Origin of the sequence: Stenotrophomonas veracruzanensis (genome assembly GCF_032911525.1) — a bacterium.
In the GTDB taxonomy this organism is placed as follows: domain Bacteria; phylum Pseudomonadota; class Gammaproteobacteria; order Xanthomonadales; family Xanthomonadaceae; genus Stenotrophomonas; species Stenotrophomonas africana.
In genome coordinates this window covers 160,241-180,685 of record NZ_JAWJTI010000004.1, presented here as the reverse complement: position 1 = coordinate 180,685, position 20,445 = coordinate 160,241, and the positions used below count along the sequence as shown (strand labels likewise).

Annotated in this window: 19 protein-coding genes and 1 pseudogene; 8 read left to right on the top strand and 12 right to left on the bottom strand. The window is 60.6% G+C overall.

Going from position 1 to position 20,445, the window contains the following annotated elements:
* Nucleotides 1-417: 417 nt before the first annotated feature.
* Nucleotides 418-1,698: an HlyD family efflux transporter periplasmic adaptor subunit gene (locus tag R1H25_RS05705; RefSeq protein ID WP_317223009.1), complete on the top strand. Its 1,281-nt coding sequence runs from the start codon at nucleotides 418-420 to the stop codon at nucleotides 1,696-1,698.
* Here R1H25_RS05705 and R1H25_RS05700 read toward each other — a convergent pair.
* The 3 genes and pseudogenes from R1H25_RS05700 to R1H25_RS05695 all read right to left on the bottom strand — a co-directional run bounded on the left by R1H25_RS05700 (nucleotide 1,625) and on the right by R1H25_RS05695 (nucleotide 4,639).
* A complete protein-coding gene (locus R1H25_RS05700) occupies nucleotides 1,625-3,322 on the bottom strand; it encodes a peptidase domain-containing ABC transporter (RefSeq protein WP_317223008.1) in 1,698 nt (565 codons plus the stop codon). The genes R1H25_RS05705 and R1H25_RS05700 overlap by 74 nt on opposite strands.
* A gap of 87 nt (nucleotides 3,323-3,409) precedes the next feature.
* Nucleotides 3,410-3,784: pseudogene (locus R1H25_RS20360) on the bottom strand (cysteine peptidase family C39 domain-containing protein); the annotation flags it as partial.
* A gap of 303 nt (nucleotides 3,785-4,087) precedes the next feature.
* Complete coding sequence (locus R1H25_RS05695) at nucleotides 4,088-4,639, bottom strand: hypothetical protein (protein ID WP_317223007.1); 552 nt, start codon at nucleotides 4,637-4,639, stop codon at nucleotides 4,088-4,090.
* Nucleotides 4,640-4,730: 91 nt separating this feature from the next.
* On the opposite strand from R1H25_RS05695, the gene R1H25_RS20355 reads away from it, so the two are divergent.
* Entirely contained in the window at nucleotides 4,731-5,543 is an 813-nt protein-coding gene (locus R1H25_RS20355) for a Fic family protein (RefSeq protein ID WP_373695550.1), read from the top strand.
* Between the two features lie 148 nt (nucleotides 5,544-5,691).
* Here the strand turns inward: R1H25_RS20355 and R1H25_RS05690 are convergent, their stop codons facing one another.
* From R1H25_RS05690 to R1H25_RS05680, 3 genes are all read right to left on the bottom strand, one after another.
* The gene (locus R1H25_RS05690; protein ID WP_312962302.1) at nucleotides 5,692-6,699 is read right to left on the bottom strand and encodes a hypothetical protein; all 1,008 of its coding nucleotides are present in this window, start codon (nucleotides 6,697-6,699) and stop codon (nucleotides 5,692-5,694) included.
* A 290-nt stretch (nucleotides 6,700-6,989) separates the two neighbouring features.
* Nucleotides 6,990-7,355 carry a hypothetical protein gene (locus R1H25_RS05685; RefSeq protein WP_317223006.1) on the bottom strand — a complete coding sequence of 122 codons (366 nt, stop codon included), beginning with the start codon at nucleotides 7,353-7,355 and terminating at the stop codon, nucleotides 6,990-6,992.
* A gap of 73 nt (nucleotides 7,356-7,428) precedes the next feature.
* Nucleotides 7,429-8,013 carry a DUF998 domain-containing protein gene (locus tag R1H25_RS05680; protein WP_317223005.1) on the bottom strand — a complete coding sequence of 195 codons (585 nt, stop codon included), beginning with the start codon at nucleotides 8,011-8,013 and terminating at the stop codon, nucleotides 7,429-7,431.
* A gap of 644 nt (nucleotides 8,014-8,657) precedes the next feature.
* On the opposite strand from R1H25_RS05680, the gene R1H25_RS05675 reads away from it, so the two are divergent.
* Nucleotides 8,658-9,014 (top strand): hypothetical protein, encoded by a 357-nt coding sequence (locus tag R1H25_RS05675; protein ID WP_317223004.1) that lies wholly within the window; start codon nucleotides 8,658-8,660, stop codon nucleotides 9,012-9,014.
* 45 nt (nucleotides 9,015-9,059) lie between these two features.
* The gene (locus R1H25_RS05670) at nucleotides 9,060-9,584 is read left to right on the top strand and encodes a cold-shock protein (RefSeq protein ID WP_317223003.1); all 525 of its coding nucleotides are present in this window, start codon (nucleotides 9,060-9,062) and stop codon (nucleotides 9,582-9,584) included.
* Nucleotides 9,585-9,695: 111 nt separating this feature from the next.
* Here R1H25_RS05670 and R1H25_RS05665 read toward each other — a convergent pair whose 3' ends face one another.
* Entirely contained in the window at nucleotides 9,696-10,301 is a 606-nt protein-coding gene (locus tag R1H25_RS05665; protein ID WP_317223002.1) for a hypothetical protein, read from the bottom strand.
* Between the two features lie 702 nt (nucleotides 10,302-11,003).
* Here R1H25_RS05665 and R1H25_RS05660 point away from each other — a divergent pair.
* Both R1H25_RS05660 and R1H25_RS05655 read left to right on the top strand, forming a co-directional pair.
* The gene (locus R1H25_RS05660) at nucleotides 11,004-11,768 is read left to right on the top strand and encodes a hypothetical protein (protein ID WP_317223001.1); all 765 of its coding nucleotides are present in this window, start codon (nucleotides 11,004-11,006) and stop codon (nucleotides 11,766-11,768) included.
* A 280-nt stretch (nucleotides 11,769-12,048) separates the two neighbouring features.
* Nucleotides 12,049-12,537, top strand: coding sequence for a cold-shock protein (locus R1H25_RS05655; RefSeq protein ID WP_317223000.1), 489 nt, complete (start codon nucleotides 12,049-12,051; stop codon nucleotides 12,535-12,537).
* A 179-nt stretch (nucleotides 12,538-12,716) separates the two neighbouring features.
* Here the strand turns inward: R1H25_RS05655 and R1H25_RS05650 are convergent, their stop codons facing one another.
* The gene (locus R1H25_RS05650; protein ID WP_317222999.1) at nucleotides 12,717-13,457 is read right to left on the bottom strand and encodes a hypothetical protein; all 741 of its coding nucleotides are present in this window, start codon (nucleotides 13,455-13,457) and stop codon (nucleotides 12,717-12,719) included.
* A 314-nt stretch (nucleotides 13,458-13,771) separates the two neighbouring features.
* Between R1H25_RS05650 and R1H25_RS05645 the strand changes: the two genes are divergently transcribed.
* Nucleotides 13,772-15,277 (top strand): YifB family Mg chelatase-like AAA ATPase, encoded by a 1,506-nt coding sequence (locus tag R1H25_RS05645; protein WP_317222998.1) that lies wholly within the window; start codon nucleotides 13,772-13,774, stop codon nucleotides 15,275-15,277.
* Between the two features lie 7 nt (nucleotides 15,278-15,284).
* Here the strand turns inward: R1H25_RS05645 and R1H25_RS05640 are convergent, their stop codons facing one another.
* The 4 genes from R1H25_RS05640 to yidA form a co-directional block, all read right to left on the bottom strand.
* On the bottom strand, nucleotides 15,285-15,581 hold the full coding sequence (locus tag R1H25_RS05640; protein WP_317222997.1) for a hypothetical protein: 297 nt from the start codon (nucleotides 15,579-15,581) through the stop codon (nucleotides 15,285-15,287).
* Nucleotides 15,582-15,604: 23 nt separating this feature from the next.
* Nucleotides 15,605-15,994, bottom strand: a complete 390-nt coding sequence (locus R1H25_RS05635) for a hypothetical protein (RefSeq protein WP_317222996.1) — start codon at nucleotides 15,992-15,994, stop codon at nucleotides 15,605-15,607.
* Nucleotides 15,995-16,099: 105 nt separating this feature from the next.
* Complete coding sequence (locus tag R1H25_RS05630) at nucleotides 16,100-18,418, bottom strand: TonB-dependent receptor (RefSeq protein WP_317222995.1); 2,319 nt, start codon at nucleotides 18,416-18,418, stop codon at nucleotides 16,100-16,102.
* A 376-nt stretch (nucleotides 18,419-18,794) separates the two neighbouring features.
* Nucleotides 18,795-19,628 carry a sugar-phosphatase gene (gene yidA, locus R1H25_RS05625; RefSeq protein WP_317222994.1) on the bottom strand — a complete coding sequence of 278 codons (834 nt, stop codon included), beginning with the start codon at nucleotides 19,626-19,628 and terminating at the stop codon, nucleotides 18,795-18,797.
* Nucleotides 19,629-19,777: 149 nt separating this feature from the next.
* On the opposite strand from yidA, the gene R1H25_RS05620 reads away from it, so the two are divergent.
* Entirely contained in the window at nucleotides 19,778-20,440 is a 663-nt protein-coding gene (locus tag R1H25_RS05620; RefSeq protein WP_049444347.1) for an exopolysaccharide biosynthesis protein, read from the top strand.
* Nucleotides 20,441-20,445: the final 5 nt, after the last annotated feature.

The following is a 20,445-nucleotide window of genomic DNA, read 5'->3' as shown; positions in this document are numbered from 1 at the left end:
GCAGGTCGTCGAACGATGTCCGCTTTCGGCCAGAAGCGGACATTGGTAGTGCAAGCATTCTGGGAATTCTTCCGGTGACTCTACAGCTGAACCCTTGGCAGGAGCTATGGTCATTTCTCCTGTGGTGCGGGAGCTGATTCGGCCGCCCGTTGAAGCAGCTGCAGAGTATTGCCAATGAGATGCAGGAGAGCTCCCGGGTGAAGAGCAGCAGGCGCGTTGTCGGATCGGAACAACACACATGGAACAGGTTGCGGCTCCTTTCGAACCTATGCAGCTCGCAATGCAGTTCAATCGTCTCTCCATCGACGTTGATCAGATGTGCGCACGAGGCTATCAGAGGCTGCTCGGGGCAGACGCCTGATGACTGATGGCGCCGCCAGATGCCATAATTTTCTGCTTCCGAATGAAAATTCCCACATGGACGTTGGCCGCCCCGCAAAGCAATCTTCCGCGCTCTTTCGCGAGGCGGTCAGGCTGGATCATCAGCGCCGCCAGAACGCTCCGCTCGACCGCCTAGGCTTTGGCTGGCGCTCGACCGCCTTGTTCTTTCTCCTGCTGGCCGGGGCAGTCCTAGCTGTCGCAGCTACAGCACGCTTTCCAAGGAAAGAACGCGCCCAAGGGGAGATATCTACCGAGATGGGAACAAAGCGCGTAACTGCGACCCGACAGGGCGTGGTTTCGGCTATACACGTCAAGCCGAATGAGGCAGTTCGGAAGGGGCAGAGTCTGCTGAGCCTTTCCTACGACCGGACAGTTGACGGCATAAGTATTGGAAATCGTAGCCTCGAAGCTGCTCGTAGGCAGATGTTATCGCGCGTGGACTCACTGGAAGACACGGCAGAAGTCATCAGACAGAAGATCCTTGAGGTAGAGCTTGAGTCGGTAGAGAACCGCGAGCAAGTTGAATTCCTCAATGAGCTTGTCGCTCTGAAAGAGATGCAGATCGCGGATAAGCAGCGGACGGTTGAGGCCATGGAGCAGCTCACCAAGGAGAAGATCGTCTCGGAACTGCAGTTCCGCGCCGCTCGTGGTGAGCTTTTGGATCAGCAGCAGCAACTGGTAGGTCTCAAACGAGAGCGTGGCCAGCTGCTAGCCAAGATAGGAACGTCGGAAAGCTCGAGGCGCCAGTTGGAGCACCAAGTCTCTTCATCCGAGTCGATGATTACGGCTGAGACGGCCGCATTCGATGAGAAGGAGATCTCATTGCGAGCCAGTAGCGCGGAGACACTGACGGCTCCAATGGATGGGCGCGTATCAAGTCGGATTGCATCTTTGGGCGAATCAGTCCAACCCGGTGCATCACTCATGATCATCGCTGCGACGGACGAGCCTGCGATTGGGCGTGCATGGGTGAAATCATCAGCCATCGGATTTCTGAAGCTTGGAGGTGAAGCGCGTTTGAAGGTCTCGGCGTTCCCGTATCGCAAGTTTGGCACGATCTCGGGAACAGTACGGGAAGTCGCCAAGGCGCCCACGCCCGTTGCAGACTTGCCCAGAGATCTGAATGCATCCGAGGCGATGTATGCAATCACCATCTCCCTGTCGTCCACCAATCACGAGACGTCCCGCAATCAAACGATTGATCCATCCATGCTCGGAGACGGAATGAAGTTCGATGTGGATCTTATGATGGAGCGGAGAACACTTCTCGAGATGCTATTTGATCCTGCAAGGACGGCACTTTCCGGCCTGGAATGATCTGCTCAGGCGTCACACGCTTCACGCTTGTTATTGAGCCGCCAGCACATGTGGCAAGCAGCGTCGCCAGGCTCGCGATCTGTGGTCGATGAGTAACGGCAATGATCGTGATGCCGATCGATCGCAGCGAGAGGAAAATTTCCCTTTCCTTATCTAGATCAACGTTCGCTGTCGCCTCATCAAGAAGAAGAACGCGGGGGCGGCGGTACAGGGCACGAGCAATCAGGAGCCGCTGACGCTGGCCTGCAGACAATGAGCTTCCAATCTCACCAATGCGCGTCTGCAACTGAAGCGGCATAGCTTTGACCTCTGTCGCGAGCCCAGCCAGTGCCAGGCATCGCCAGATACTCTCTGGCTCAGCATCCTCAGAAAAGAACGCTACGTTCTCGCCGATGCTCCCTCCAAGCAGCTCGTCCCCTTGCATTACCACGCCAATCTGCGACCTTATGGAGCGCGAGAATGGCGTAGATAATGCCGTGCCGTCATACCGGATCTCACCTTGCTGCGGGGGATACAAACCAGCGAGCAGCTTCATGATGGTGCTCTTGCCACAACCGGACGGACCATTGAGGAGTACGAAGTCTCCTGCATGAACGGCGATATTGAGTGCTTTTACCGAAAATTCGTCCGATTGACCGTAGCGATAGTACACATTCTGGGCGTATATGCGCCCCTCAAGCGGAGGGTGATCCATTGCCTCAGGACCCATCAGCTCGCTCTCGCTTAGAACAATATCGGCCAATCGGTCTGAGTGAAGGACAGTCTGGCGGAAGGCGGTGATCTGCTGGACGAACGTATGGATTCTTGCGGACAGTTGGCGCTTGAGTGCAAAGAAGGCAAATAGGGCGCCAACCGTCAGTGCTTGATCCAGCAGCAAATGAACGCCTAGGTAGACAGCGCCGGCCGTCGCGAGATTGTCCAGCAAGGTGCGGCTAGCAGACAAGGATGCTAGCAATGAATTCAGTCGATTTCCTGCGTTGGTTGCGTCTGCAAGTCGGGCCGACCATTCCGCCTCGCGATTCAGCTCGGCGCCGGCGGACTTGATGGATGCGATTGAACGAATCGTCTCAATCCTGGCAGTCTTCTCACGCAGTGATGCCTGAAAGGCCTCCCCGCCCAGCTTGTTTCGCACCGGCGATGAAGCCCAAGAAAGGCCCAAGTAGAGTGCCGCGGCCGAACTGCCAACAAGCGCAAGCACCGGTGAGACGAAGAACATTGTCGCCACAAGTAGAAGCGATAGAATCCCGTCCATAACAGCGGACACAAGGCCGCCTGTTAACGCCTGCTTGAGAGAATCCATGGTGTCGAATCGCGACGAGACGTCGGCAAGGCGTCTCCGTTCGAACCACGACAGTGGAAGGAGGATCATATGCCGGAACAGTCGGCGCGATGCATTCCACGACAAAGTGCTAGCAGCCCTCGACATTGCTCGTGAACGAAGTACCTCAGCTATGAAGTTGAAGATCGCAAGCAGTGCAAAGCCAAGCCCTAGGAGAACCAGAAGGTCTGTGTCTGTATGGGTTGCTGCCTCGTCTACCGATATCTGGATGAAGAACGGCGAGCTAACCAGGAAGAGCTGAAGGAACACGGAGTAGACGGCCCCTAGCCCCAGCGACTGCTTCACTTCGGACGTGATTGTTGCAAACCGCCGAATGCTAAACTGACGATCACTTCTGCTAGCGACGAAGCCTGGAAGCCGAGTCAGCTCGAGCGCAACTCCGGTAAAAGATTCCGAAACCTGCGTTCCACTTAGTCTCATGTGGCCGGACGCGGGATCAAAGATGTGGAATCGCCCGCGTGAGCACTTACTAAGCACAACGAAGTGTGAAAGCTTCCAATGCAGTACCGCGGGCAACGAAATGTGCTGGAGATCGTCCACTTCGCAACGGATCGCGCGAGCATGGATGCCGAGGCTGGTGAACGCTGAGATCAGCGCCGCCGCATTCGTGCCTTGAGAGGACGAAGGATGCCGAATTCGAAGAGAGGATAGAGTTGTCTCTCTTCCCAGCAGAGAGGCGCATGTGGCCACACAGGCCAATCCACACTCGGAATGCTCACTTTGATACTGGAAGTGTTGCCGTGACATTGCTGCTTGCTCGTTCCATCTTCTAGGCGCGCCATACGAAGTGCGTCGGCGGAGTTCATCGCCACGCGCCTGTTATCGGGTCGCTGAGCGAAAGCGATCCTTACTGCTAGACGTAGAGGTTCCGTACTGACGCCTGATCAGGTCTTTGGCGCGTGCCCTGCACGTTCCCATGCGCACGCTGATCAAGAGCGGGCTTCTCTGACAGAGGTCCACCTGGTCAGGTGCGATGACTAGAAGTCGTCAAGAGGGATTCATCATGCGCGGTGATGGGCGTGCGCCTCGACTCGCCTCAACAGCTGTCGGCTAGTTCTTGTACTTGAAGACAACGCTTCCCAGGCAATCGCTTCCAGGAGCTCTGCCGATAGCATCGATGCTCACTTGAGAATTCTCATGAAAAGCGTGCTTCCGCTGTCCTTCGGTCTTCCATACCGGAGTCGGTTCTGGCGGTTGCACAAACAGACCGAGTGCATGACTGACCTCGGCCAGCTTCAAGCAGTGCGCATTATCTATGGTCGCTTTCTGCGTCACTGTCAACTGTCTTACGCTTCCCGAGAATCGATCGCGGATAAGTACAGCAGGACCCATGGCGGAGTCGGACCTCGGTTCAAGTTCAGAGAACCGCACGTTGCCGGTGGTGCCAATCCTGTTCGCGGTCACCTCGAACGTGCGCAAGATGCTGGCGTCATCAGGTCGTTGCTGGAACTGAATCAGATCCTCGACAGCCAACGGAGAGGGCTCAAGTTCGGCGGATTGATGTGCCTGCGCAGTCAGCACGATGCCCAGCGAGCATGCGAGAGCGCACGCGGCGGCAAAGGTATCCCATCCGAAGCTGGGCACGCGAATTCCATTCGACATCCGATCTCCTTACGCTTGATCTAGAACTAAGCCGGCCTGTAAGGTCGGGCTGGAATGTTCGTCATGTGCCGAATGAAAGTCAAGGAAATCTATGGCGATCCATCTGGTCTCGCCAGTGTCGTACAGCGCGTTCGTTGCGGGAGTCGCTAGCCATGCTCGAGAGATTGTCGCAATTGAGGCGAAGCGATCGGCACTTCAGCAACAGAGGTCAGTCGTCAGCACGGATGATCTATGCCACGGGATCCTGCACTTCTGGGCTGCACACCAATCTAAGCTCGTCCATCCACTCTCAGAACATGTGACGCACCGGGAAGGTCTCAGACGCTGTCACACTTCGCGTGTCGAGCATGAAGTGCTCTGCGAGGTGGCTGATCAGTGCAGGGCACTTTTGGATACTTCGGCGCCAGCTGCTCTGCAGTCGGCTATCAAGCTCATCGCGGGCCGCCTTGGCGTGGATGGCGAGCTGCGCTGTGGCCCCAACGTCACGTCGGCCGATGAGGCGGGAAATCGCTGGGGCTACATGCCACACCCACTGCTTGCCAGGAGGCTTGACTGGCTGACTGCATGTGACCGTGACAGAGGCTGGTCGCCCTTCGTACGCGCGACTTGGTTCTATGTCGGCCTGCTTAACTGCCACCCACTTCAGGATGGGAATGGTCGAACCGCTAGAGTGCTTTTCAACGCGCTGCTTTGGCAGGGCAAAGATTTCTATCTTCCAATCTATGAAGCTAGCGCCTCTCTCGGCTCGAGCTTGGAGATCTGTCTGCGTCGAGCGGCCAACTCGGATGATTGGTCAGACATCATCAGCTTCCTGCATGACCTTCTAAGCGCACACTTGAGTGCATTGGCACTGCGGACGCGATCCGTCTGGACGCTGTGGAAGATTGGAAGTCAGAAAGCCTGATCCGCTTCGGTTCGAGAATCGATAAGAAGGTCAGGCGGAGTTCTCCCCCCGACCTTCTGGCTGGCTTTGAGGGAGAGCGATGTTTCCTCTACCCTATCGTCAGCCTCGTCTAAGCTTGGCAGTCTCGTGTGTCAGTGCGTTGATGAGATCACTCTTCTTCCCATGATTCGCGACCACCGTTACTGCCGCCGCTGCCCCCTATGCCAATTGTCCAGCCCCCGCTACCCCAGGTCCAACTGCCACCTGTCCAGGGAGCGCCCCCAGTTCCGCCAGTGCCCCCCCAACCTCCGGCTCCTGAACCACCCTTTGCCCCGAATGTTTCATCCCACGGTTCGGCCAAGTAATCAGCTTGGGTCTTATTTGGATCGGTGGGATGCCTCATGCCGCCGTAGATGTCGCCCATGGCCTTGATTGCTTGGTCGACCGTGTACTCGGATCCAATCTTGTTCTTGATCTCAATGAATCGAGAGTCCCAAGTGTAGGTGGCCGCTTCCGGGTACTTTGCTGCTAGGACGTCGTTGGCTTTCATCGCTGCGAGAACTCCGCGCCCCTCTTCCTTGAGGTAGGTGGCGATGTACTCCTCTCTCGTTGGCGTGTGGTCCCAAGTCACCCGATTCTCGACGTGGGCCAACTCATGGGCGATAGTCCTCGCCATCTGTAGGGCATCACCCTTGATGTTCGGATTCAAATAGATGCTGCCCAGCTCAACATATCCGTTGGCCGCGCCCATCTCGCGGAACTGGATGGACAGTCCGCTGTCCAAGTAGTTCTTGAGTGACTGCTGGACATCGGGGATGTTGCTAAGAACTTCATCCAGCTCACTTGTTACGCCGGAAGTGAAGCTGCCTTTTGCAGCGAGTGCGAACATCCCCGCGGCGCTGATGTCGAACTGGACGTTTTCCAGACCATCCCAGCGGGTCTCGTCAAAGTAGTGTTCGACCATTCCTTGATCGCTCTCCCCTTCCCAAACACCGCTGGAGGCTGCCTGGAAGTCCGTCTGACTGCCACCCGAAACCAGCAGTAGTTCTTCGGCGGTGAGTTCGCGTGCGGCACGCATTCCTGTTGCCATGTTTCTTCCTTTCAAGTCGTTCGTTTGTCCCGCGCGATCCGAAGCGCGGCGGACGATGTTGAAAGCAGCTTGAATGGAAGTCAACAAGATCGCTTGCTAGACGCAACAGCTTGACACTGCTTCCAATGATCTGAGTTCCGAGAGACACCGTCATTGCTGGAAGCACCAACTAGGCTGTGGGCTGACGTCCCGCCAAGCATCCCGTAGCGTCGCAAGTCAAAAGGATGACTGATACCGAGGGCCGGACAACCATTGAGCGGCATTCCGCTACACCGTTTTGGTCAGCGTCCGCTTCCGGCCAAGAGCGGACTCTAGCAGTGGCTCGAAGAGGCCCAACCACGAATCTGCTTGGCCTAGAACGAAGTATCGGGTTGGCACTACTTGAACATCTCCAACAGATCCTTGTCTTCATGCCGCTGCTCCCACGTGGAGAGAAAGCAGAAACTCACGCCGCTTTGCATGGCAGCCTTCTGGAACCCAGCCAGTTCTTCCTTTGCGATCGGATAGTCAACCAGATCAAAATGCAGAAGCCCCCACGGCTTTTGGAATGAGAACCCAGGCATGAGTTCCGAGAAGATCGCCTTGAGCTGGGGTTGGAGAGTAGAGAAGTCCTTGATCGGACCCGCGCGATTGCCAAGGGCATGACACTGGCGACGGATGCTCCTGTCTCCTCCCACCACGCGCGCAACGAAGTGGTCCTGGTGCACTTGAACGTAGATCAGCTGACGACGAAAGATCCTCATCCCCTTCTCAACTCCACACGCTCAATAGCCGTCCACGTGCCTGCATGCCTTTCCATCAAAGCGCCTGCGGCGCCTACAGCGCGCTTGAACCCCTGCGCAGCAGGTACAGCGCCACCAGGAATGGCCACAGCGAGTTGATCGACGAGAACAGGCGCTGGGTAAGTCCCCTGAACCCCTCCGGGTCCGCTCCCACCACGTTCAACCAGAGATAGACGATGCCCGCGATGCTCACCACAGCGGTCACGGCGTACGCCCTTCGGTTGGCAGTCCACGCACTCAGTTCGATGTGCGACATCGCCGGTGCAATGATGTTGGCGATGCCGATGGTGTAGAAGCCGTGCATCGGATGGCCCATGGGCCAGAGCCCGTTGGTCAGCATGGAAATGCCAAAGACCAACCAGCAGATTGCACCTACTGCAATCCGGCGACCGGACTCTCGCCATACCCCGATGGAGAACGCCACGAAGCCCATACCGGAGCCGATAGCCGCGATCCTGCCGCAGATGCTTGCGAGCGTTGGCGCCTGCAGCAGCTCGCTGGCGTGCTGCGCAAGCGGGTTGTAGCCCGGCGCGAACACGGCGGCAACGCTGGTCCAGAACAGGAACCACGGAAGCGGGACCAGACCCGCAGACAGAAGAAGTCGATTGCGGCGTAACACGTACAGTGATCCTTGTATTGGCCTGCGCCAGTGGGTGGAATCCGTTCAAACGCTACAAGACCGTCCTGCTGCGGGCAGGGCAGCCCCGCGTGACTACAGCGGTAGTCAGATTGCGCGCGGCACTCGGTAGGTTCAATAGGCAAGAAGTCATTTAAACCATCTAGCGGGTGTCGCAGCGGTTCGGTTGCATGAGCGATCACACATGCCCGATGGGCGAGTTCTGTCGCATTTGGCGCGCCTTACACCTCTGACGGAAGGTTCTGACGACTCCGTTCCAGAAGCGCCGTTTCACCTAGCACGCCAATGCTCTCGCCCCTTTCCGCGCTATGCGACAATGCCAAAAGCGTCTCGGGTTTTGGCGGCATTGACCCCAACCCGTTGGCATTCCGAACAACAGCAGGTAATCGTTACTGCGCCACCGTGCATCGGTGGTCGGGACTCGAAAGCCCGTTTTGTTGGGAAGTAGTTTGCGCTTGCCAGCCGGCACCACCGCGCGTGGTGCCGGCTGGCAATCCGTCTGCCGGCTATGGCGGGCGGGGCGTGGGGGTCTTGTACCCGCCGGTTCCCAACATCCGGTTTTCGAGCCACGCCCTGTCCGCCACCTTTATCGGTGGCGGCGTCCGCCTGCATGCACGGAGCCCGCCATGACCACGCCGCACTACCCTCCCCCGCGCCCGATCCAGGAAGCGCCCTTGGCCGCTCCGGCCTCGGACCCCAACAGCCTCATCGCCATCCTGCACGCCATCGGCGCGGGCGCTGCGGCCGACGGGCAGCCCTGGCCCGAGCGGCACCATCTACGCAGCCGGCAGATGGCGTTGTCCGACGCCGACTGCGCGCTCACCGGCCAGCGCATCGTGCAGGAGATCCTGCTGGCGGCCGAGCGCACGCGCCAGAACGGTGAGCCCGAGCAGTACGTGGGCGACCGGGTGATGGAGGGGCTGGTGATGGCCGATCTCGCGCTGACCGCCTTCATCCACGAGCGGATGCGACCCAAGGACTGAGCGCGCTTGTGGCGCGGAGCTTTCTGCCTGTGTGCGGGGTGACGAATGAAGATGCACGGCCTTGCCGCTGCAGCGGTGTGCATCGGGGTGATCGGCGCGATGTGGGTGGAGTGGCCCGAGCCAGCGGGCGATCAAGTGTGGGCCTACCAGAAGCTACAGCCGGCCGATTACCGCCTGCTGCACAGTGATGCGCGCGGCTTCGTGACCGCGAAGGCTGATGAGGGTTTTGAACTGCACGCGCGCCATGCCAAGGCAACGTCCTTCGAGATCCGATGCAAGGGCGTTGTGGTGATGGACGTGGAGAACGCGCCCTCGCGTGTACTGATACGGATGCCCGCCGATGCAGTGTGGCGCGCGCCGGACATCGAACGGCTGCGCATCAGCTTCGAACGCTGGCTGGATCTACACCAGAGCCAAGGAAAGTTGCTGGTGGAAAGTGCGGGGCCTTCGTGGGTTGAGGCGCGGTTTGGGCGCTTCACTGGGTTGATGCCTGATGAGCAGCGGTGTCACTTTGGGGGTCAGCTCAGCGCCCGTCAGAATCCCCGTGGCCGCTTCGCCAGCAGACTATGATGGCCCCTCGGACTGGGATCAACTTCTGCTCGTCCAGCCGCACCAGGCCCGATTCTTTCCTCTGCGATGGTCCACCGACAAAGATCAGCCGGCTGCACATCCCACACGCCATCACACCTTGCCTTGCAGCCGCTCCAGCCGCCGCATCCGCTTTACTTCCTTGCCTATCACAGGGTCGGATCGCAGCTCGCTCAGCAGCATCTTCGCCCTGGGGTTGCGGGACTTCTTCAGGGCGAACAGCAGCAGCACCCGCTTGAAGCCAGCGTTGGGATCACTCGCCAGCCTGATGACATCATCAATGACGGTGTCATCGGCTGCAGCGGACAGGACGCCAGCGGTCAGATAGTCGATCTGTGGCGGTAGCGCCAGCGTGTCACTTTCATACATTTCAACCAGGTGCGGCCACCACGTTCGTGCGCCGGGTGTGGCCAGGGCGCGCAGAATCCCCTCGCGAACGCGCTCTGGATATAGGATCGGTGCGTGCGCGAGAAGCACACGCAGGGCCGCATCGTTGTCACCCTTCCAACCCACAAGGTCCCATACGGAATCGACACTCATTCCGGCCCCGCGAAGCTCCCGGACCAGTCCGATCTCCGCTTCCGCGAGGATCCCAGCGGCTTTCATTCGTTGTGCTTCTCTTTCCTGCTCACGCCGTACGAACTCCGGATCGGACATCAGCGTGTCCATCAGCTGCGAGGCGGTGATACGTTCGCTCATGCGTTGATCTCTCGAAGGAAGCAGCGGCCCAGCAGACGACGCCAGCACACCATTCCCACTGCGTTCTACACGGATGCGCAGTTTCAATCGCTCTGATCGCCCTTGCGACTTCTTCGCGGGGGCTTACTGCTGGCGACAGGACCATCGGGCCGAGATTGGATTCAATGGGCGCCTTCTTGTCCAGCGCATCATGCAGAAGCGGTAGCACTGGACGAGATGGACACCCCAGCATCGCCAGCATCCTGGAAGCGTAGAAACGGCCCACATCCCCATCCATCTCCAACAGAGAGGCGATCTCTCGCACGCTGGAAGGACTGGCTTCATCAAGCAGTCGTTTCCCGATATTTGACAGACACTCAAGCGAGCCCTTTTAAATTCCGCCCAAAGAATCAGCCATTTCGGCATCGCACAGCTACCAACGACCACTGATGAAATGAGCTGAATATTTCGCAACCCAACCATAGCCCACACCCCCTCGCATGCGCGCCAATCGTTCTTCAAGGGAAACTTTATTCATAACCGTCAAGCCCCCAGCATCCACTCTAGCGAATGTATCCGAAGTCAAGAGGATGCCGATGGCTGTCTAGAACATGTGCGTCTCCAAGCCAGAAGAGAGGTGGCTTGCAGTCTCCGCTTGGGAAGCAAGCACGATACTCGTAAAATGCCCGCAAAGAAGGCACTAGAGCAACAACGAGGAAACGAATGGGCCATCGCACCATAATTATTAAGAAGATCGAGCAGGCAATGAAGTCCGCCTGCAGGCAGACCGAGTTATTCACTGACGCCATAGCTGAGCCAATAGCCGCAGAGTATCTTTTTACTGTGGAAGTAGCCAAGGCAATTGCTGAGCACAATGGCCCGCCTGGCGACCCCTATGTCATCAGAGTTGAACGAGATGCCGGGACCTTTGCCATGGATTGCCTCAAACCAATCGCCCGCAACAAGAACAGGAAGTTTGGCGAGAGGATGATTCTTAGGCGGAGCCGACCAAATATAGGCCGAGAAGGACGAATCGACGTCACCGTTTACACCGAGAAGTTCAATAGCGGCTACGGGGGCCATCAGCCGTTGTGCGCAATCGAGGTCAAGGGTTTCAATCCCGCCAAGGACTTGGTCCTCGAGGATCTCAGACGCAATTTGTCCTTCTTGAAGACCTCGGGAGACACAGGCGAAAGTGTCCTCGAATTTGCTGTGTTTGCGGCCTTTTATTCATACAAGCGGACGAAGCTAAAACAAGCCATCAATCGCGAAAATATACTAAATAGACAGTATGAAAGTTACCTAAAGGAGGTAGATGAAATGACAGGGATTAGCGCCGAGGTAATCATTCTACGGATCAGCCTCGAGCAGCATGGCGAAGTAATCCCCGGAATCGAATATGACGAGATCGATCTCAGCAAAAAGCACCATATTGCAGGGGCAATTGTTGTGATGTCCCGAGCACAAACAACCACCAGCTCCAGCTAATCAATCGAAAGCTCGGCTACGCCGAACGCGCCAAAGCATTGCTGGCATAATTCTGACCAAGCTCTTGCAGCTTTCACGCTTCTAATTCCTTCTAGCAAGTTCATCAGCCGGCGGGTCATTCGCTGAATGCGACGCCTGCCATGGAAGGCGTGTTGTGTGTAAACCCACCAACTTGTTCAGTGGAAACCTGGAAATAGGCAGCTGGCTGCCCATTTCCATGCGCCCCAAGGACTAAGCTCGCTTATGGCGCGTAGTTTTCCACCTGTGTACGGGGTGACGAATGAAGAAGCCCTGCCTTGTCGCCGCCGCGGTGCGCAACGCGGTGATCGGCGCGATGTGGGTGGAGTGGCCCGAGCCAGCGGGCGATCAGGTGTGGGCCTACCAGAAGCTGCAGCCGGCCGATTACCGCCTGCTGCACAGTGATGCGCTCGGCTTCGTTACCGCAAAGGCATACGAGGGCTTTGAACTGCACGCGCGCAATTCCGGGGCGACGTCCTTCGAGATCCGATGCAAGGGCGTGCTGGTGATGGACGTGGAGAACGCGCCCTCGCGCGTGCTGATCCGGATGCCTGCCGATGCACGATGGCGGGCGCCAGATATCGAACGCCTGCGCAGCAGCTTCGAGCGCTGGCTGGATCTGCACCAGAGCCAGGGGCGGTTGCTGGTGGAAAGCGCGGGGCCTTCGTGGATTGAGGCGCGGTTTGGGCGCTTCAATGGGTTGGTGCCTGATGAGCAGCGGTGTCTGCTTGGGGCGAGTAAGAGACGCTAGGCAAGCAGACTATTGCGGATTGCGAATCTGGACACTGCCACCAGTCACTGGCCAGAACTCCCTTAGCCACTTCGCCAGCAATCCGAGGTAGATGCCCACAGGGCGCCTGTGCATGATGCTGAACTTGGATTCCTCGCCTCCGTAACCTTGCTCACCGCGCCGCTGGCATGGGCTGCGGTCTAACCCTCACTTGACTCGGATGCCTGACTCTTCGAAAGCTCATGTCCTGTAGCCGCAGCTGAAGTCCGCAGGGCACGCTCAAAAGCCTCTAGAAGGCCGCCAAAGTTTGTGGGCACCAGGACGACGGGCTTACCCGAGCTCGGAGTAAAGCCCAACAGTGCGTTGACTTCTACGCCGGGGTCCACGTTGTGATCGTGCGCGGCAAGCACCGCTGCCAGATACTTCCGCATGCCCTCGCCGGTTACACCTGTTCCGTGCGAGAAAAGGTCTTCGGATCTGTGCGGGAAAGGAGTCGCATCGGCTTCGGTGAGATACTCGTACGCCCGGCCAAAGCCCAGTGAGCCCCTGACAAAGGGCATCCTGTGGGGCGGATAACCGTCTACTCGAGCATCGTCAGTGGCCACCACGTACTGTTGGATTGTGATGTCGTCACCTTGTAACCAGCACGCAAAGTGCGCATAGGCAGACAGCTCGGCGAGATCATGATTGGCCCATAGTGCATCCATCAGATTCTTTCGAGCCGGCTTCTTATGGGCCTCCTCGAAGAACCCGCGCCTTTCACGCTTGAACTCCATCAGAAACCATCGACCTTCCTCTCCCTGACCGATCAAATCACCGATGAGGTGGTCAAGGAAAGATTGTGCTGTTGCAAGCAACCGCGCGCCGACCCGACCAACCTCAGCGTCTTTGTAGCCCCAGGCATACAGGAACAGCCCAAGTGCGTTGTTCTCGTGAAGCATCTGGTCATGCCCTCCTTGGTCGCGGCTTTGTCACGACTCTAGCAAGGAGGCGATGAAAATGCGCGTCGCAATGCTGCCGCCGGCGCGAACCCGCCATCGCTTATCACCGGGATACCGTCAGTTAAGTAGGCCGCACTGGATCCAGGTGCGGTTTGGACGCGTCAAAGACCCGGGGGCCGCTGAACCGCGATGTCTATTCAAGACGCCGGGCCACCCTTGACCAGAATCCCCCTAGCCGTTTCACCCGCAATACCCGATGGTTCCCTGCGGAACGCCTGCCGCACCATCGAGCATCCCTCTGCAGGAAACCACACATGAGCCTGGCGCTGGTCCACAGCCGTGCCCGCGCCGGGGTCGATGCCCCACTGGTGCGGGTGGAGGTGCATCTCTCGGGCGGCCTGCCTGCCACCCAGATCGTGGGACTGGCCGAAACCAGCGTGCGCGAATCCCGCGAGCGCGTGCGTGCCGCCCTGCTCTGCGCGCGCTTCGACTTCCCGCAGCGACGCATCACCCTGAATCTCGCGCCTGCCGACCTGCCCAAGGAAGGTGGTCGCTACGACCTGGCGATTGCCTTGGGCATTCTGGCGGCCAGCGGCCAGGTCGATCCGCAGTCGTTGCTGCAGTATGAGTTTCTGGGCGAGCTGGGGCTGACCGGCGAGCTGCGGCCGGTGGCGGGTGCACTACCGGCCGCGATCGCTGCAGCCGAGGCTGGGCGCATTCTGGTGGTGCCTCCGGGGAATGCCGCAGAGGCTGCGTTGGCCGAACACGCCGATGTGCGTGTGGCGCGCACGCTGCTGGAGTGCTGCGCCGGGTTGGGCAATCCACGCCTGCTGCCCCGTGTGGAACGCGTGGACACGACACCGTTTCCACTGCCCGATCTGGCCGACGTGCGCGGGCAGGCGCATGCGCGGCGTGCATTGGAGGTTGCCGCAGCGGGTGGTCACCACCTTCTGCTGATTGGCAGCCCTGGCTGCGGCAAGACGCTGTTGGCCTCGCGGCTGCCCAGCCTGTTGCCGGACACCGAGGAAGCCGAGGCTTTGCAGCTGGCCGCTATCGCCTCGGTGAGCGGTGAAGGGCTGGACCCACGGCGTTGGCGGCAGCGTCCCTTCCGGGCGCCGCACCACAGTGCGAGCGCGGCGGCGCTGGTGGGTGGCGGCAATCCGCCCTGCCCCGGCGAGATCTCGCTGGCCCATCACGGTGTCCTTTTCCTCGATGAGCTTCCAGAGTGGAACCGCAGTGCTTTGGAGACTCTGCGAGAGCCGCTGGAGTCCGGCCACATCCGCATCGCCCGCGCGGCGCGCAGCGTGCAGTATCCGGCGCGCTTCCAACTGGTGGCCGCGATGAATCCCTGCCCGTGTGGCTGGGCCGGTGACCGCAGCAATCGCTGCCTGTGCAGCGATGAACGGGTCAACCGCTATCGCGCGCGGGTGTCAGGTCCGTTGCTGGACCGCATCGACCTGCATATCAGTGTGGCGCGTATGGATGCGGTAGAGTTGCGGGAGAGCACGCCACTGGGTGAGCCCAGTGCTGCGGTACGTGCACGGGTAGAAGCCGCCCATGCCCGGCAGCAGACGCGTGGCGGGCTCAATGCGCATCTACCGCCGGCGGCGCTGCGGGCGTGCACGAAGCTGAGCGAGGCCGATCAGGATCTGTTGGAGCAGGCCATCGAGCGTCTGCAGCTTTCCGCACGTGCGATGCACCGGATTCTGCGGGTGGCGCGCACGATTGCGGATCTGGCGGGTTGCGAGGGTATCCAGACCGCGCATCTGGCTGAGGCGATCGGCTACCGGCAGTTGGATCGGGGAAAGCCAGGGGTATGACGAGAGATCACATCAGGATGAAGGAGGCGCGCCGCGTCTCGTCAAACTCCAAGCTATACACTGGAAGGACGCCAATGTCGGGCAGTAGGCCAAGAGTGTGACGCTCCCATACCTCCGAAGGCCCCGCGATATCAGCATCCACGGCATGAATGCGATACACCGGCGCGTAGTCATCCCGTTCGGCCTCGAACGGACAGTCAAGCACCCAGCGCTTTGATGCGCTATCGGTTACCAGCATCATTCGCGGCAGGTCATGGAATTCGCGATACGCCAGGATGCGGTACTGCCCCGGAAGAAGAATCATCGGAATTCTCAGCAGATGCGCGGTCAGCGGCCGCGTCTGAACATTACACCCCGCTTCGCCAGCAACGCCACCCGACGGCTGACCAGCGCGTGCAGCTCCGCCAGCTCCGACGCCCGGTCAGCCGTCATGTTCCCGCCAAACAGCACTCGTGACAGTCCCGCCGCCTCGCTGTCCTCCGGGTGCTGCCACCGGTCCCGGTACACCTTCTGGCACACCAGCCAGGCCAGCCGCAGCCCCCCGCCAGGCAGCGGGCGGACCACGCGTTCGTAGACCTGCCAGAACTGGTATTCGGCCCGCAGGTCGATCGCCGGCGCCACGGACAGCGCCTGCCGGGGCCGTCCTGGGCCCCGGATGCCGAACAGCCGGGTTCGCGGGTTGTACTGAGCCATGCCAACAGGATGACCCAACAACATTGTGGGAACCTTGCGTCGCTGCCGGAAAATCGCTGTTGATTGCCCAAGGGGGGCCAGGTGGGATTGGGGGGCCGCCAAGTGCATCCACGCACGGCGTGGATCTACCTAGAAGGTCATCGAGGTACTGAACATCAGCTGCCGTGGCGCGCTGCGCTGCAGGGTCTGGTAATCCCCCGAGAACGACGAGCCGGCGATGGTGGCGGTGCCGATGTTGTGGCGGTTGAACAGGTTGCTCACGTCCAGCCGCAGCTCCAGGCCGGGTATCACGCTGTCCGCACCGAAGCGGTAGGCGGCATAGGTGTTGACCTGCCAGAAGGTCGGCACGCGGATGTCGTTCTCGTAGGTGAAGGGCTGGCGCAGGTACGAGGTGCTGGTGGCACCGAAGCGCCAGTCACCGAAGTGCGCGGAAAGGTCACTCACCAGCGAGATCTGCGGGTAGCCCGGCTGGGCGTTGCCCTTGATCGGGTATACCGTGTCGCCCACCACGAAATCGCTGTCGTAGTACGAACGGGCCACGGCTACGCCCTGGTAGAACTGCAGGTGGTCGGTCAGGTCGGCGGTGATGCCGAGGTCGGCGCCGATCACGTGCATCTTCGGCATCAGCCGCACGGTGTTGATCTGCGCGAACTGGGTGCCGATGGCGGCCGACAGCAGGCGGTTGCGGATGTCGTTGTAGAACACGTCGCCGGTGATCGTCAGCCGGTCGAAGCGATGCGATGCGCCCACGGTCAGGTTCCAGTTCTTCTCCGGGCGCAGCGTGCCGGCCACGCGGTCGAACTCTTCCTGGTCGGTGATGGTCCACGCCGAGGCGGTGTAGCCGATGTTGCCGCGCTGGGCCACGCGATAGCCGTTCATGGTGTTGGCCAGGTCGATGAAGGCATCGGTGGACTCCGTCGGGCTCCAGAGCAGCGAGACGTGCGGCAGGAAGTTGCTCTTCGCGCGCAGCGTGCCGTTCACCGGCCGGTCCTTGGCATCCCCCAGGCCGCCACCGCTGGTGCGGAAGTCCACGGCCTTGAAGCCGACACCCAGCTTCAGCGTGTCGTTCAGCACGATGTCGTCCTGCAGGTAGAACTGGCGCGAGCGGGTCACCCAGTTCGATGCGTTGTCGGTCTTGAACGCGGGGCCGTACACATCGAACGGACCCGTCGCCTTCAACGGCGGGCCCTCGCCCAGCAGCGGCTGCTGGTACCACTCGGTCTTGGCCGCGGCCTTGCTCTTCTCCTGCCAGAAGCCAGCAGTGAAGGTGTGCGCGCCGATCTCGAACTGCAGGTTGAGCATGCCACCCAGCCGATTCACACGTGGCGTCTGCACCTGTTCGGAGAACGGTGCGCCGTTGGGCGACGGCACGGTCGGGTCGGTGAGCGTAGCCTGGGTGTGGCTGTTGGCGTTGTACAGCTGCACGTTGCCGCTCAGCGCCGGGCTGATCTGGAAGCGGTGGTTGATCGAGGACACGCGATCGCGGGTGATCTGGCCGGTGTCGTACGGGATTAGTTCGGACAGCTCACCGCAGGTATAGGCGCCGCAGGATTTGTCTGCGTTCTCCGGCGAGGCCACGTACCAGGCCCACGCGTAATCGGGATAGAAGATGTCGGCCTTCCAGCCCAGCTTGCGGATCATGTCGAAGGAGATGTTGTTGTAGCCCCAGACCTTGGCCTTGCTGTCGGACAGGAACACGGTGAAATCGCCCCAGGCGACGTCCTGCTGCAGCTTCAGGTCGCCGCGCAGGAAGTTCTGGGTGCCCTCGCCCTGGTACTTGTCGGCGGACACGCGCTGCAGGTCGACTAGCACTTTCGGGCCATGCTCGCCGAGCTGGCCGCTCTGCCCGGATACGGTGGTGACCAACGTGTTGTTGCTGCCCACGCCCTGCTTCACGCGCAGGCTGGGCGTGTCCTGCAGCTCGTGCAGGCGGTACTCCAGGCTGCCGCCGTTGACGCTGCTGGAGAACACGCTGACCGGTGCGCCACCGGGACTGACCGTGATCGCACCGATGCCATCGGGCACGCCCACGTTGACCACGCTGGTGCCGGTGAGCGACAGGAAGCCGTTGTCGTTCAGCGGCACGCCTTCGAAGGTGATGCCCATTTCATTCATGCGGAAGCCGCGCACGAACAGGCTGGTCGCCGAGATATCCAGGCCCAGCCCGTCGGTGGCGGTGTAGCTGGCGCCCGGCACCTGCTTCAGCATGGCCAGGCCGTTGTTGCCGGTGACCATTGCGTCGAGGTCTTCTGCCTTGATGATGTAGCGGTTGGGGCCGACCACCTGGGTCGGTGCCACGGCCGCGCCGCTCGGTGTGGCGATGACCTGCAGGGCGTTGAGCGTGGTGGGCGAGTCGTGCGCGGCATCGTGCGTTTCTGCGGCGTACGCAGGTGCGGTGATGGCCGCGATGATGGCCAGGGCGAGGCGCGTCGTGGGTGGGGTGTTCATGGGCAGATCCAGAGTGCAGGGAGAGAGCGGCGCAGGCGCACGCCCAGCGCGTTGCAGCACCGGTGTCGGCGCCCTGGCTGGCGGTGCGATTGCGTTGAGGGGTGACGGCGCGGTGCGCGCCGGTCAGCAGACGAAGACGATCATCTGCCGTGGGATTCGATGAGGTGATTTCGACGTGCGGAATTCTTGCATCGCACTGCCGCATCCGCCATTGCGCCGTGGTACAGCGCAGACGGCGATGGGGATGGGTGGGCTATACGTGGGTATAGCTTCGGCGTGGTGGGGGCCGACCTTGGTCGGTACTCGTGTGCCAACCAAGGTTGGCACCCACCGGGGCGGATGAGGCTGGCACCTACCGGGGCATAGGGGCGCGCGGTTACTGCAGGACGAAACGCTCGATCGCGCGCGCCACGCCCTCGTCGGCATTGCTGCTGGTCTCAAACCGCGCCACCAGCTTCACCGCGTCGATGGCATTGCCCATCGCCACGCTGGTGCCGGCGTACTGCAGCATGGTCAGGTCGTTCTCCTGGTCGCCGATGGCCATCACGTTGGCGCGGTCGATGCCCAGATGCTCGGCCAGCTTCTGCAGGCTCGGGCCCTTGCCGGCGCGGTGGTCGAACACTTCCAGGAAGTACGGCGCGCTCTTCAATACTGCGAAGCGCTCGGTCAGTTCGCTGGGCAGGCGCGCGATGGCTGCATCCAGCACCTCGGGTTCGTCGATCATCATCAGCTTGATGAAGGACATCGACGGGTCCATGTCTTCCACGCGGCGATAGGACAGCGGCATCCGCGAGAGATGCGAATCGGCCACGGTGTAGTAGCTGATGTCCTGGTTGGGCGTGTACATGCGCTGGCTGTCCAGCGCCTGGAAGTGCACGCCCACTTCGCGGGCCACCTGCTCGCAGAACAGGAAGTCGTCGAAGCTGAGCGGATACTCGACCACGGTTTCGCGCGTGCCGATGCGCTGCACCAGGCCGCCATTGCAGGCGATGCAGTAGTCGTCGTTGCCGGTGATGCCGAGCTCGTGCAGGTACGGCGCCAGGCCGGGAACCGGGCGGCCACTGGTCAGCACGATGTGCACGCCCAGCGCGCGCGCCTGCGCGATGGCCTTCCTGGCGCGCGGGGTGAGCTGGTGCGACGGGTCCAGCAGGGTGCCATCCATGTCGATGGCGACCAGTTCGATGGTCGATTGCCTGCGGCCCATGTCCATTGCGTTCAACTCATGCGGGGCACGCCAGTTTACCCCCTCATGCCCGGTTCACCTCTTTGCCCACGTTGGCCGGGATACTGCAGGAGCCTGTGCGTCCCCCACCGCAGGACGGCCCGCTGACCGCCCTTCCCTGGAGAACCTTGCGACGCATGACCTACCGTGCCCCCGAAACCAACGACAGCGCGCCCCTGGCCCAGCAGATCGAGCAGATGATCGACGAGCTGCCCGGCGACCAGGTGAGCGTCGGCACCCTGCTCAGCGCGCTGGGCGATGAGGGCCTGCTGCTGATCGTGATCCTGCTCTCGGCCATCTTCATCATTCCCGTGTCGATTCCCGGGCTCAGCACTGTGTTCGGCGCCTCGATCCTGCTGATCGGCCTGAGCCGGGTGCGCAACCGCCCGCTGTGGGTACCGCAGAAGCTGGCGCGCCGCGAGATCGCCACCGACAAGCTGAAGGCCAACCTCGGCCGTGCGCTGAAGTGGGTGCACCGCATGGAGCGGCTGTCGCGGCCGATGCGGCTGGCGGTGATGGTGCGCTCGAAGAAGATGATGCGCCTGAACAACCTGATGCTGGTGTTCGCGACCCTGCTGTTGATGGCGCCGGCTGGGCCGATTCCGTTCAGCAACACATTGCCGGCGCTGGCGCTGATGTCGTTTGCGATTGGCTTCATCCAGCGCGATGGTGCGGCGGTGGCAGCCGGTTACGGCTTCGTGGTGGCCACGGTGGTGTATTTCGGCGTACTGCTGGGCGGCGTGGGGTTTGCTGCCGAGTCGGTGTTCAGCGGGTTCCGCAGCAGTACCGCCGAACTGTAGAGCCG

Excerpts from the sequence above, each read along its gene's own strand:
- R1H25_RS05660 (WP_317223001.1), top strand. The coding sequence starts at position 11,004 with ATGGGCCATCGCACCATAATTATTAAGAAGATCGAGCAGGCAATGAAG.
- R1H25_RS20355 (WP_373695550.1), top strand. The coding sequence starts at position 4,731 with ATGGCGATCCATCTGGTCTCGCCAGTGTCGTACAGCGCGTTCGTTGCG.
- yidA (WP_317222994.1), bottom strand. The coding sequence starts at position 19,628 with ATGGACATGGGCCGCAGGCAATCGACCATCGAACTGGTCGCCATCGAC.
- R1H25_RS05665 (WP_317223002.1), bottom strand. The coding sequence starts at position 10,301 with ATGAGCGAACGTATCACCGCCTCGCAGCTGATGGACACGCTGATGTCC.
- R1H25_RS05630 (WP_317222995.1), bottom strand. The coding sequence starts at position 18,418 with ATGAACACCCCACCCACGACGCGCCTCGCCCTGGCCATCATCGCGGCC.
- R1H25_RS05635 (WP_317222996.1), bottom strand. The coding sequence starts at position 15,994 with ATGTTGTTGGGTCATCCTGTTGGCATGGCTCAGTACAACCCGCGAACC.
- R1H25_RS05705 (WP_317223009.1), top strand. The coding sequence starts at position 418 with ATGGACGTTGGCCGCCCCGCAAAGCAATCTTCCGCGCTCTTTCGCGAG.
- R1H25_RS05655 (WP_317223000.1), top strand. The coding sequence starts at position 12,049 with ATGAAGAAGCCCTGCCTTGTCGCCGCCGCGGTGCGCAACGCGGTGATC.
- R1H25_RS05620 (WP_049444347.1), top strand. The coding sequence starts at position 19,778 with ATGACCTACCGTGCCCCCGAAACCAACGACAGCGCGCCCCTGGCCCAG.
- R1H25_RS05645 (WP_317222998.1), top strand. The coding sequence starts at position 13,772 with ATGAGCCTGGCGCTGGTCCACAGCCGTGCCCGCGCCGGGGTCGATGCC.
- R1H25_RS05640 (WP_317222997.1), bottom strand. The coding sequence starts at position 15,581 with ATGATTCTTCTTCCGGGGCAGTACCGCATCCTGGCGTATCGCGAATTC.
- R1H25_RS05670 (WP_317223003.1), top strand. The coding sequence starts at position 9,060 with ATGAAGATGCACGGCCTTGCCGCTGCAGCGGTGTGCATCGGGGTGATC.
- R1H25_RS05685 (WP_317223006.1), bottom strand. The coding sequence starts at position 7,355 with ATGAGGATCTTTCGTCGTCAGCTGATCTACGTTCAAGTGCACCAGGAC.
- R1H25_RS05695 (WP_317223007.1), bottom strand. The coding sequence starts at position 4,639 with ATGTCGAATGGAATTCGCGTGCCCAGCTTCGGATGGGATACCTTTGCC.
- R1H25_RS05650 (WP_317222999.1), bottom strand. The coding sequence starts at position 13,457 with ATGCTTCACGAGAACAACGCACTTGGGCTGTTCCTGTATGCCTGGGGC.
- R1H25_RS05675 (WP_317223004.1), top strand. The coding sequence starts at position 8,658 with ATGACCACGCCGCACTACCCTCCCCCGCGCCCGATCCAGGAAGCGCCC.